Genomic DNA, 12,963 nt, shown 5'->3' on the forward strand with positions numbered 1-12,963 from the left:
CTTTATACCCTATTGCGTTACCAACATTTCTCGACAGACCAGACACCTTCATTGCAACTCTCTTCCTAATTAATTCAAGATAGCTAAACTCTGTGCTCGACTGCTAAATAGTATTTTTAGGACACTTGTAATAATGAATGCTTGCAACACAACGGAGTCATAGTAATTTGCTTCACACACTAACCGGTTTTGAGTTTGTAACACGATAAGTCAACTAGCTCCTTGTCCCAATATCAAATGAATAAATCACAAGCTATTTGTGCAAATTTAGCACCAATCTGTGACTCGCGCATGGCGCACTATCAAGGTAGACTAGCTACTGAACAAATTTAGGGATTATTCATGTATCGAGTTTTTGAACGCTTTACCAACCCATTTCCAGAACATGAGGTCGGTCAGCCGCCACAAGGTTTACTGGCATTTTGTCGTTTTTATACCCAAGGTATGGGATGGCCACTTTTCTTTATGTCACTTAGTGCTGCGATATTAGCAGTGTTGGAGGTTACACTCTTTGGTTTTATGGGTGACTTAGTTGATTGGTTATCCAGTTATACGCCAGAAACGTTATTCGCTGAAAAACAAACCGAATTGATCAGAATGTCTTTGGTCACCTTAGTTGCTTTACCGTTGATCGTTTTCTTCCATAGCGCAATTTTGCACCAAAGTTTACTGGGTAATTACCCGATGGCGATCCGCTGGCAAGCACACCGCTATTTGCTAAAGCAGTCCATGACATTTTACCAAGACGAGTTTGCTGGGCGTATTGCGACTAAAGTAATGCAAACAGCACTAGCTGTGCGAGAGTCCGTCATGAAGCTACTTGATGTACTGGTATACATATTGGTTTATTTCACTGCTATGCTTGCGCTCGTTGCCAGTAGTGATATGCGTTTGATGATCCCACTTATAGTATGGCTTGGATGCTATATAGGCTTTCAGTTCTATTTTGTACCTAAGCTAAAACAAGTCTCTAGCGAACAAGCTGATGCGCGCTCAGAAATGACAGGCCGAATTGTTGACAGCTACACCAACATCTCGACAGTCAAGCTATTTTCTTACACTAAACGTGAGGAAGAGTATGCCAAAGATAGTATGGATGTATTCATCCAGCCTGTTTATAAACAAATGCGTTTAGCAACTAGCCTTAATGTAAGTATTCAGACGTTAAACTACCTTCTCGTTTTTTCGGTTGCTGCGTTGTCTATTTATCTTTGGTCTTTTAATGCCATTAGCGCTGGTGCAATTGCCATAACTGTTGGCCTAGCGCTGCGGTTAAACGGCATGGCACAGTGGATAATGTGGGAAATTAGCGGCCTATTTGAAAATATAGGTACCGTTGCAGATGGCATGAATACTCTCTCTAGACCACTTGAAATTGTCGATCAAAAGACCGCTGCACCATTGGCTTTTAAAGCAGGAAAAATAGATTTTTGTAACACAACTTTTGCTTATAAACGAAAAGATGCTGCACGTCAGCATAATGTTATTGAAAATCTTAACCTCAATATTAAACCTGGGGAGAAAATAGGTGTTGTTGGACGCTCAGGTGCTGGTAAGTCTACACTCGTCAACCTATTACTAAGATTTTATGATACTGATAATGGTAGCATTAACATTGACGATCAGAATATCGCAGAGGTTAAGCAAGAGAGTTTGAGGCGTTATATCGCCATGGTGACACAAGACACGTCACTGTTGCACCGCAGCGTGCGAGACAATATTCTTTACGGTCGCCCAGATGCCTCAGAAGCAGAATTAATCGCAGCAACAAAAGAAGCTCAAGCGTACGACTTTATTCAAGATTTAGAAGATAGTCATGGAAATACAGGTTTTGATGCTCAAGTCGGTGAACGTGGCGTCAAATTATCAGGAGGCCAGCGACAGCGTATCGCTATTGCCAGAGTGTTATTAAAAAATGCGCCTATTTTGATATTAGATGAAGCAACATCGGCGTTAGACTCAGAGGTTGAACAGGCAATTCAAGAAAGCTTAGATGCACTGATGGAAGGCAAAACCGTAATCGCCATAGCTCATCGTCTTTCCACCATAGCGCAAATGGATAGACTAATAGTAATGGACGAAGGCAAGATTGTTGAAGAAGGCAGCCATCAATCCTTGCTAGCCTTGGGTGGCATTTATGCCAAACTTTGGTCCCACCAAACAGGCGGCTTTATTGGCGTTGAGTAACACCGTTACAAAATAATGCCACCGCCTTTTCAACTAATATGTCAAGCTCTGCTTCAGGAAGTGGAGCTTGCCATTTAATCGCCCGCTCCCAGTACCCAAGCTTTTTGAGCGCTCCCCAGAAGTACGCGGCCGCAAGATCTGCATCAAAATCCCCTAAACAGCCTGCATTTGCTGCATCCTCAAACCACTGGATCATTTCAGCTTCACAATGGCTAAATTTGCCATTCAAATTCTGAGCTTGTTCAAAGCTGCGCATAGATTCAATCATCACTATCCGAGATAAGCGCATGTAATCTTCATCATTTAACAACGTCATCGCGCTTTTTGCGAGGTGCTGTAGTTGCACAGAAAAATCATAATTCGGAATAAACTGTATTGCCGTTATAGGTTTTATCCGTTCAATCAACAATTCGACAACAGCATCAAACAATTCATCTTTTGTTGAATAATGTTTATACAGTGTTCGTTTGGATACTTCAGCTGATTGGCTGATCGACTCCATCGTGGTTGCTTGTAAACCTTTTTGCGCAAATTCTTCAATCGCTGCGCATAAAATTGAATGCTGTTTTGGTGAAAGTTGCGTCATCTACTTATTCTGTCTTTAATTAATAGTGGGAAAAGCGAGCCATCTACATAACCTAACGTTTGGATAAGCAAAAGGTCATCACTTAGGATGCCAGTATCTCATGGTTTATTTTGTTAGCCTGTGCATTTTTGACTACTGAATTTTACGAATTATCAATACCAGATAAAACGTAAATGGTAACAGTTGACCTAAAAACTCGCTCAAGCACCGCCCACACCAATGGGCAAAGGTTATTTAGCTGCTAAATCACATGGTAAGTTGTATACCAAGTAAGGCTGATATGGAGATAAGCCCTCTTTGTAATAAATCAACATTCCCTTTATTTTAATCAAAAAATTCGTTAATAAAAAGTACACATGATCGTATACCTAAACAAAAGAAAAGTACACGGAGTCGTTTACCTTTTATTTCTTTAAGTATACACTAGCGTTTACTTGCTTAATTGTCGTTCAAAGTGCCTTAACTTTGGTGTGGTTGAGACATGGAATTGCGTCAGTTGCCTATGTGATTATAGGCAACTGTTTGTTATTAAAGGCAAATTGCAAGATATTCCCAGTAAACCCGCTGGGCAGCATAAAATGATAATATAGGAATTGGAGTGTTCATGTATCCAACATCAATACGTAGTCGTGCAAAACACCTATCTTTTTTAATGCTCACGCTTGGCGCTTTGTCCGCGTGTTCAGAAGCACCAAAACAAGGAGGTGGCCATGCAATGCCTCCTGCAAAAGTGAGCGTGCAGCAAGTTACCACCCAATCGGTTCCATTTGATATCGAGTTACCTGCAACGCTTGCCGGTGATAAGGAAGTAGAGATCCGTTCTCGTGTTTCAGGGATCATCGAGTCGAGAAATTTTGAAGAAGGCCAGTTTGTAAAATCTGGGCAATCGCTATTTACCATAGAGCTTAAGCCTTTTGAGTTAGCCGTAGAAAAATCAAAAGCAGCACTGCAAGCAGCAAAAGCAAACGTAGAGCAAACTAAACGCGAACGTGACAGACTTGAGCGACTAAAAAACGAGCGTTCAGTATCCAAACGCGATTTTGATAACTCTGTTTCAGCATATGATGTTGCGATTGCAAACCTTGAGTCTGCCAAAGTGGCATTAAGAGAAGCTGAGCTGGACTTAGAATACGCAAAAGTTGAGGCTCCGGTTTCGGGTATTGTTGGACGAGAGCTGATGTCTGAGGGCAGTTATGTTTCAGGACCTAGCGTATTGTTAACAGAGCTAACTGATACTAGCACTATCCGCGCTCGTTTTGGCTTTTCAGAGCGCGAGCAATTAGCGATACGAAAAGACGTGGAAAGTGGCTTATTGTCTTTACCAGAACACAATGAGTTTGATACCACAATTATTCTTCAAGATGGGTCGTTATACGCTCAAGTGGGTAAAGTAAACTTTAGCGATGTTCGCGTAAATCGTTTTACTGGCACCAGTGAACTGCAAGCTCGCATCCCAAACGAAAACGGTGAACTAAGACCGGGGCAATTTGTACGAGTCAAGTTATCTGGAGCCGTACGAAACAATGCGATTGTGTTGCCACAACGTGCTGTATTGGATAACGGCACAGGTAAGTTTGTATACATTGCAACTAAGAACGAACAAGGTACGACCGTTGCCCTACCCGCACCAGTTAAAGTTGGTGAATGGGTTAAACTTAACAACGAAAATATGTGGGTGATCCGTGAGGGCCTGCAAACAGGTCAACCTGTGATTGTCGAGGGAATGGCTAGAATTTTCTTCCCCGGTATGCCGGTATCTGTGAGCGAGCAAGGAGAATAACCTGATGTTCTCCAAATATTTCATAAATAGGCCTATTTTTGCCTTTGTTATTTCAATTGTGATAGTACTAGCAGGTCTGGCAGCAATGCGCAGCTTACCAGTCGCTCAGTACCCTGAAATTGCCCCACCTCAAGTCGAGGTTCGAGCAGTGTACCCTGGAGCCTCCGCTGATGTGTTAGAGCAAACTGTCGCGACCCCTATCGAAAATGCCATAACGGGTGTCGAGGGCATGATGTATATGACATCGACAAGCACCAACTCTGGCGTCACAACAATTGCGGTGACATTCGAGATTGGCACAGATGTCGACCAGGCTGCGGTAGACGTAAACAATCGTGTAAAGCAGGTTGAAGCTCGACTACCTGAAGAAACGAGACGTCAAGGCGTGGTTGTTCAGAAAACCTCTTCTAACTTCTTACAAGTTCATGCGTTTTATTCGCCAGATGGAACTCGAGATAGTCTTTGGACGTCAAACTACGTCACGATGAATATCCTCGACCGTGTTAAGCGAATTCCTGGAACGACCAACGTACAGATCTTTGGTGCTAAAGATTATGCCATGCGTATTTGGTTGCGCCCAGATATTATGAGTCAGCTTGAAGTTACAGCGGATGAAGTTGCCAGTGCAATTAGAGAGCAAAACTCTCAGTACGCGGCAGGTAGTATTGGTGCAACTCCAACCTCTCAAGACGCGCAGTCTTTGGTATACAGTGTTACCGCAAAAGGTCGATTATCTACCGCAGAAGAGTTCGAGAATATCATTGTTCGTGCAAATCCTGACGGCTCAACACTTCGCCTTAAAGATGTTGCACGCGTGGCACTAGGCTCAAAAGACTATAACTTCCAAGGTACTATCAACGCTAAAGAGGCTGTATTACTCGGTGTGTTCTTACAACCAGGTGCAAACGCACTAGATGTAGCAAAGGCTGTAGAAGCGGAAATTGAACAGATCAAACCTCAATTCCCTACCGGTCTTGCTCACGTTAACTCTTATGACACCACAAGATTTGTAGAAGTTTCAATTCGAGAGGTGTTAAAAACATTAGGTGAAGCAATGATCTTGGTATTCTTAGTGGTCTACCTATTCTTGCAAAACTGGCGTGCAACGCTAATTCCAACACTTGCGGTACCAGTATCTTTACTTGGCACATTTGCAGGGCTCTATATGCTCGGTTATTCAATTAACACATTAACCCTGTTTGGCATGGTACTGTCTATTGGTATCGTGGTAGACGATGCCATCGTAGTACTTGAAAACGTTGAGCGTATTATGCACGAGCAGGGCTTACAGGCTAAAGAGGCTGCGGTTAAAGCCATGCAGGAAGTAAGTGGCCCTGTCGTTGCGATTGTGCTGGTGCTATGTTCAGTGTTTGTACCTATCGCCTTTTTAGGTGGCTTAACAGGTGAACTATTCCGCCAATTTGCGATCACTATTTCGATCTCGGTTAGCTTGTCTGGTGTGGTTGCACTGACGATGACGCCTGCGCTTTGTGTGTTGCTGCTTAAGCACGAGCACAAACAAGATGCCAAGTTCTTCCTGTGGTTCAATGACTGGTTCCATCGTGTAACCGGACGCTATGTTGGTGCGGTTAGCTTTATGGTTCGCCGTGGTTTTGTTGGCCTAACATTGATGGCAGCCATGATTGGTGCAACGGTATTTTTGTGGCAAAAAACACCAAGCTCTTTAGTACCTGACGAAGATCAAGGTTACTACATGATTGCTGTATTTTTACCTGATGGCTCTTCACTAGAGCGCACCGCTAAAGTAGCCAATGAAGTCATCGCAGCTGCGAAATCAAACCCAGCTAACGAAAACGTTGTGGCGTTTACGGGAATGGACTTCATCGGCGGAGGTTTCAAAAATAGCGCCGCGACGATGTTTGTGACACAAACACATTGGGATGAGCGAGACGTGTCAGCGAAAGAACTTGTTGGTGAGCTATTTATGAAGACCGCACACATCAACGAAGCATTGGTACTTGCTTTTAATCCACCTCCTATCTTTGGATTGGGTACTACAGGTGGGTTTGAAGTCTTCTTGCAAAATAAAGGCGGCTCTGATCCTGCTAAATTAAAGCAAGGCATGCAGATGATCATGGCTGAAGCCCAGAAGAGTCCAATCCTTACAGGTATTCAAACGCTATGGCGTCCTGATGCGCCGCAGTTGAAAGTGCATATGGATCGTGAACAAGCCCGTGCCATGGGAGTTAATATCAATTCAGCGTTTAACGCTCTGGCAGCTAATTTGGGTAATTACTACGTTAACGATTTCAATAAATTTGGTCGTGCATGGCAAGTTATTATGTCTGCAGAAGCCGAGTTTAGAATGACACCGGAAGATGTTGGACGCATATATGTGAAAAACAATCGTGGCGAAATGGTTCCTATCTCTGCCTTTACAGATATTGAATACAGCCGAGGTCCTGAAACCATGAACCGTTATAATAATTTATCAGCGGTGAAGTTAATGGGTGAAGCCGCGCCAGGTTACAGTTCAGGACAAGCTATTGCTGAATTTGAGCGTATCGCTAATGCAGTACTCCCCCCAGATATGACTTACGAATGGACAGGCTCTGCGTTCCAAGAGAAGCAAAACTCTGGTACCACTGGTATTGCCCTAGGTATGGCTGTGATCATGGTATTTTTGATCCTCGCGGCACTTTATGAGCGTTGGTCATTACCGGTCTCTGTGATGCTAGCACTACCATTTGGCACCTTTGGCGCACTAGTATCGATTTGGATTGCAGGACTCACCAACGATGTCTACTTCCAAATTGGTTTAGTGACGCTACTTGGCCTTGCCAGTAAAAATGCTATCTTGATCGTTGAATACGCATTGATGAAATACCAAGAAGGATGGAGTCCTGCCACTGCAGCACTAGAAGCCGCTAGACTACGCTTTAGACCCATCATTATGACTTCACTTGCTTTCATCCTTGGTGTTGTTCCTTTGGTGATGAGCTCAGGCGCAGGTGCAGGAGCAAGACACAGTGTTGGTACAGGGGTTATGGGTGGGATGCTCTCTGCGACTTTCCTCGCGGTATTTTTCTTACCATTATTCTTCTATTGGCTAATGGCAAGGCGACTATCAGAAAAACGCTCCAAACAAGCGCTTTCAGATGAGATTGCCAAACACCACAAAGAAGAGCATGTAGAAACAGATGAAGGGCTGGTGTAACCCGCCTTAATCGCAAGCCAAAGTAAAACGCCTGAATTTCTCAGGCGTTTTTTATCCTAAGCAATCTGAGCTTCGGATAATTATACCAATCTGCTTAATTAAATGGTCTATTTTGGGGCGAGAAAATCTTGTCGATAACTCCGCTAACGCGTCCTGCTATCGCTAAGGTACCTACATCCATATAGGCAAGGCAAAAATTTTGCTATTTAGTTGTTCTAAATGAGAAATTTTTAACGCTGTTAGCGTCAGATTTACTCCTTCAAATTGAGCAAGCATTAAGTCAAATTGGTATTAATACCAATTATCTTAATCAAGTGGTCTATTTTGAGGCGAGAAAATCTTGTCGATAACCCCGCTACCGCGTGCTGCTATCCCCAAATCTCTCGGACTAGACAAGGAAAACTAAGTTGCGCTTTAGCAACAATGAGTTGGAATATTCCTTATCCAAACCTCTGGTTAAATAACAAGCTTATTATTATTCTACTCCCATGCTTTATTACTATCCATTAGTCTTAAATTCATGCTTTTCATCCAATTAAACTTGATTTTGTCGACAATTACGTTATCACTGAATGTACATAACGATAATAATACCAATTTGCTTAGCTAAGCGGTCTATTTTGAGTCGAGAAAATCTTGTCGATAACTCCGCTACCGCGTCCTGCTATCGCCAAGGTACCTACATCCGTGTAGGCAAGGCAAAAATTTTGCTATTTAGTTGTTCTAAATGAGAAATTTTTAACGCTGTTAGCGTCAGATTTATTCCTTCAAATTGAGCAAGTATTAAGTCAAATTGGTATAATTACCGATCAACAGCAAGGACATGTCATGACTACAGAGAGCAAAGAATTAAATAACTACAAGCTTACAAAAAGTTACTTTACAGGATCTCAAACAACACCATTAACTAATCTGACAATAGGAGAGTACTTCGACAACATTGTCGACAATCATTCACAAAGAGAAGCGATTGTTGTTTCTCATCAATCAATTCGTCTGACTTATCGGCAGTATCTCGATAAGATCAATCAACTGGCCGCTAGCCTATTGGCAGTTGGCATACAACCTGGGGATAGAGTTGGTATTTGGTCTCCCAATAACCTTGAATGGAGCTTGGTACAATTTGCAACAGCCAAAATTGGTGCCATTATGGTTTGCATAAACCCCGCCTATCGACCAAGCGAGCTTGAGTATGTACTCAATAATGTAGAATGCAAGATGCTAGTGATGGCAAAATCGTTTAAGCATAGCCATTATGTAGATATGATAAGAGAGCTAGCACCAGAATCTTATGACTGTATGTTTGGTGAGCTAACCTCCAAACGTCTTCCATCTTTGAAACAAATTGTACTGATTGATGAGGATAGTGAACCTGGGTTCATGAATTTCTCAGCTCTGCTAGAGATGGCAAATGACGCCCACTATTTAGAAGCAAGCGCAATCGCAGCTAACTTAAATGCAGATCAGGCAATCAATATTCAGTTTACTTCTGGCACCACAGGAAACCCAAAAGGCGCCACACTGACACATCGAAACATTCTCAATAATGGACTACTGGTTGCCAATGCCATGAAACTCACAGAGCAAGATAAGCTTTGCATTCCTGTCCCACTTTATCATTGCTTTGGCATGGTACTTGGCAACTTAGTATGTTTAAGTAAAGGCGCTTGCGCTGTATTTCCAAACGATAGCTTCGACCCGTTAAAAACACTTCAGGTTGTCGAGCAGGAGCAGTGTACTGCGCTTCATGGTGTACCAACGATGTTTATTGCTCAATTAGAGCATCCTAATTTTAGCGAATTCAATTTGTCCTCCCTGCGCACAGGCGTGATGGCAGGCTCAACTTGCCCTGAAAAAGTAATGCGCCAAGTACAAATACAAATGCACATGACTGATGTGCTAATTGGCTATGGCCAAACTGAGTGCAGCCCCATTAATAACATTACCGAGATTGACTCTCCCATCGACAAGCGCGTCCAAACTGTCGGTCGGGCCATGCCGCACACCGAAGTTAAAATTATTGATGAACTTGGACATATCGCCCCCATTGGGACGCCCGGAGAAGTATGTGCGAGAGGTTACTGTGTAATGCAAGAATATTGGCAAGACCCTGAAAAAACAGCTGCGACCATTGATGCTGATGGCTGGCTACATTCCGGCGATTTAGCGGTAATGGATGAGCAAGGGTTTGTGAGTATTGTCGGCCGTATTAAAGATATGATTATTCGCGGCGGCGAAAATATCTACCCTCGCGAAATTGAAGAGGTAATGTATCACCACCCAGACATTCAGGATGCCGCAGTATTTGGTATTCAAGATGACAGGTATGGTGAAGAGGTATGCGCCTGGGTGCAACTCAAGCCCGGCCACTACATTTCTGAAGATAATATTCGTGAATTTTTAAAAGAAAAGCTCGCTTACTTTAAAATACCAAAACATATTAGATTGGTAGATGCTTATCCCATGACTGTAACAGGGAAGCTACAGAAATTTAAAATGCGAGATCAGATGGAGCAAGAGCTACACCAAACCGCATAGTCAAAGCGTGAAATAATCAACACCGCTGAGCTATCAATCCTCATGCTAACTGCGCTGTGCTTTTAAATAACCACCTTTAGCGCAGCTAGCCTTCAAATCACTGTTATACCAATAGCCGCTGTTGGAAGTGAATTCAACGCAGTTAGTGCTAAAACTGGCAGCTAGAAAGGCATTAATTATCCGTTGGCTCAGGTTACTTAATTAAGCTTTCTGTGCTGAGGCAAGACAAGCTTTTCGATAACTCCCCCTGCTATCGCCAAGATACCGATATTCGTATAGGCAACAAGGCGGAAAATTTAGCTTATCGCCACCTAGCACTTTTAGGCTGAGTAAGGAAATCATTTAGCCTAATATTTAAAACCATGGGTTAGCTAATTTCTTTTCTGTACAGCAAGTTACTTGATACGTAGCGAGCCAATCCCCCTACCAAGGAACCATTGCGTTATTGCATCAAATTTCAGCTAAAAAGCGAACAATCAGAAATAACACCTAATACCAAACAGTAAAAACCATAAATTATTATCATTTTATTTAAACTGTATCGACATTTGTACCCAAAAGATATAAAACAGTCTTGTTAATACATACAGGAAAATAACAATATGTTTAAATTATCAACAGTAGCCAGCGTTTTGGCATTGAGCTTTACATCGGGTGCAATAGCACAAATTTCTTACCTTGAAGACACGCGTAACCAGATCAGCGTTCAAGATTATAGTTATGAGCAAAAAGCATTAGTCGCTGAGCAAGCAAAACTGCTACTTGACGGTTTATACGTAAATAAATATGCCAAGAACCTGTACTATGGTCTCTCTCCAGCAGGCCACTTAGATCCTGTGGTCGCAATTGATGAGTTAATTAACAACATGGGGAACTTGAGCTCTACTCAATTCCACCAGCAGCTGCAACAAATCTTCTTGTCACAACGAGATTTTCATTTGGACTATAACTACCCAGCGCCAATGAAAAACTTTATTTCGTTTGTACCGGTTCACTTTGCCCAAACAGTCAGCGCAGAAGGTAGTAAAGAAGTACGCGTAAACCGAATTTGGCAAAATTACACCGTACTTGCGCCAGAAATTGCCTCTGTATCTTTAGGTGATAAGGTTGTCGCTTACAATGGCCAGCCGATTATTGAAGCGGTAAACAATAATTTATTTAAAGGTGGCGGTGCCAACCCTGACGGCGGATTTGTTGGGGCTGTCAATACGTTAACTATCAAATCACATAACAAACACTTCCCACCACAACAAGATGCGTTAACGATTACACTTGAGTCCTATGAAACAGGTGAAACATACTCCATTAACGTGCCTTGGTTAGTATTTAATTCAAAACCCAACGCGCCTGCCACAGCACAGGATGAAACGGCACAATTTACTCAAAGTATTAACTATGAGTTTGCGACATTTAAAGAATTGGAAGCGGCAGCGCAAGATGATACCTTTATGTTAGCTGCAAATGGTACCGCAGAGCCGACCGTGACGTGGAATAAAGTACAGGTTGACGGAGAGTCAGTAGGCTACATAAAACTCGCATCATTCTCACCTACAAACGGTGTTAACACTGCGCTCGTCGCTATTATTGATCTTTTAGATAATAAACTTAACGATACCAAAGCGCTTATCATTGATGTTCGAGGTAACCCAGGTGGTAACATTGTATACAACGACTACTTGTTGCAGTTGTTTACACCAAAACGCGTAACGCCTTCACACGTACGTTTTATTAATACAGATGAGAATCACCATATTCTGAATAACTCGCAATTTGGCACCTTTCTTAGCGACAATTGGCGTCAAGTGTTAGCTGATGTTAAAGGTACGACTGAGCAGTATTCAGCTGCCACTTCATTTATCACCAAAGATGCTGCCAACCAAATTGGCCAAGCATACTATGGTAATGTTGGCATTTGGGCCAATGCCAACACTTATTCAGCAGGTGATATGTTTACATGTGGTATGCAGGATAACGGCATCGCGACGGTATTTGGCCAACATGAACGCACAGGTGCTGGTGGCGCGAACGTGCTTGAACACAATGTATTTGTACAATACGTTGGTGCGCCATACCAAGCACTTCCTTATGAGCAAAGTATGCGCGTCTCATGGCGTCAATCTGTACGTCAAGGTCATCATATTAATGCACTCATTGAAGACTATGGCTGTGTCGCAGATGAACTCGTTAGCTATAACGTTGAAGACATCTTTGACGGCGACACGCAAGACTTCAACACTATCGCCCGCAAGTTGCTTGCAAAACCAACCGCTCAGGCAACAGTCGTATTTGAGTCCGATAGATTCGCACCAATTGCGCAGACGAATGGCCTGTATAGTTTTGACGTAACAAATACTGAATATGTAGATGTGTATATTGACGGCACAAAAGTAAAACGTATTCCTGCATTTGCTTATGGCGCACAAGCTAAAACACTGAGTTACACATTACCAGCTGATGTAACCAGCGGCACTGTGCAGTTTGTTGGATTAGATAGTGGTAAAACACGTCTATGGAATTCAACAAGGTTTTTCTAAGCTTTTATACCAATTTGCTTAACTAAGTGGTCTATTTTGAGGCAAGAAAATCTTGTCGATAACGAGGCAAAAATTTTGCTATTTAGTTGTTCTAAATGAGAAATTTTTAACGCTGTTAGCGTCAGATTTACTCCTTCAAATTGAGCAAGTATTAAGTCAA

6 protein-coding genes are annotated in these 12,963 nt (G+C 42.5%); 5 read left to right on the forward strand and 1 reads right to left on the reverse strand.

Translation table 11 applies throughout. The features are described 5' to 3' along the window. Window positions 1-342 precede the first annotated feature (342 nt). A complete protein-coding gene (locus HUZ36_RS00955) occupies window positions 343-2,187 on the forward strand; it encodes an ABC transporter ATP-binding protein (RefSeq protein WP_176031770.1) in 1,845 nt (614 codons plus the stop codon). Here the strand turns inward: HUZ36_RS00955 and HUZ36_RS00960 are convergent. Next, window positions 2,171-2,773: a TetR/AcrR family transcriptional regulator gene (locus HUZ36_RS00960; RefSeq protein WP_176031771.1), complete on the reverse strand. Its 603-nt coding sequence runs from the start codon at window positions 2,771-2,773 to the stop codon at window positions 2,171-2,173. The genes HUZ36_RS00955 and HUZ36_RS00960 overlap by 17 nt on opposite strands. A 604-nt stretch (window positions 2,774-3,377) precedes the next feature. Here HUZ36_RS00960 and HUZ36_RS00965 point away from each other — a divergent pair. The 4 genes from HUZ36_RS00965 (at window position 3,378) to HUZ36_RS00980 (ending at window position 12,803) form a co-directional block, all read left to right on the forward strand. Beyond that, entirely contained in the window at window positions 3,378-4,553 is a 1,176-nt protein-coding gene (locus HUZ36_RS00965) for an efflux RND transporter periplasmic adaptor subunit (RefSeq protein WP_176031772.1), read from the forward strand. A 4-nt stretch (window positions 4,554-4,557) separates the two neighbouring features. Beyond that, complete coding sequence (locus HUZ36_RS00970; RefSeq protein WP_176031773.1) at window positions 4,558-7,731, forward strand: efflux RND transporter permease subunit; 3,174 nt, start codon at window positions 4,558-4,560, stop codon at window positions 7,729-7,731. A gap of 828 nt (window positions 7,732-8,559) precedes the next feature. After that, complete coding sequence (locus HUZ36_RS00975; protein ID WP_176031774.1) at window positions 8,560-10,269, forward strand: AMP-binding protein; 1,710 nt, start codon at window positions 8,560-8,562, stop codon at window positions 10,267-10,269. Window positions 10,270-10,871: 602 nt separating this feature from the next. Then, on the forward strand, window positions 10,872-12,803 hold the full coding sequence (locus tag HUZ36_RS00980; RefSeq protein ID WP_176031775.1) for a S41 family peptidase: 1,932 nt from the start codon (window positions 10,872-10,874) through the stop codon (window positions 12,801-12,803). Window positions 12,804-12,963: the final 160 nt, after the last annotated feature.

The organism is Pseudoalteromonas sp. McH1-7 (genome assembly GCF_013366255.1).
GTDB lineage: Bacteria > Pseudomonadota > Gammaproteobacteria > Enterobacterales > Alteromonadaceae > Pseudoalteromonas > Pseudoalteromonas peptidolytica.

Bases quoted from the DNA above. Each gene is read 5' to 3' on its own strand.
- HUZ36_RS00960 (WP_176031771.1), bottom strand. From the start codon at position 2,773: ATGACGCAACTTTCACCAAAACAGCATTCAATTTTATGCGCAGCGATT.
- HUZ36_RS00980 (WP_176031775.1), top strand. From the start codon at position 10,872: ATGTTTAAATTATCAACAGTAGCCAGCGTTTTGGCATTGAGCTTTACA.
- HUZ36_RS00955 (WP_176031770.1), top strand. From the start codon at position 343: ATGTATCGAGTTTTTGAACGCTTTACCAACCCATTTCCAGAACATGAG.
- HUZ36_RS00965 (WP_176031772.1), top strand. From the start codon at position 3,378: ATGTATCCAACATCAATACGTAGTCGTGCAAAACACCTATCTTTTTTA.
- HUZ36_RS00975 (WP_176031774.1), top strand. From the start codon at position 8,560: ATGACTACAGAGAGCAAAGAATTAAATAACTACAAGCTTACAAAAAGT.
- HUZ36_RS00970 (WP_176031773.1), top strand. From the start codon at position 4,558: ATGTTCTCCAAATATTTCATAAATAGGCCTATTTTTGCCTTTGTTATT.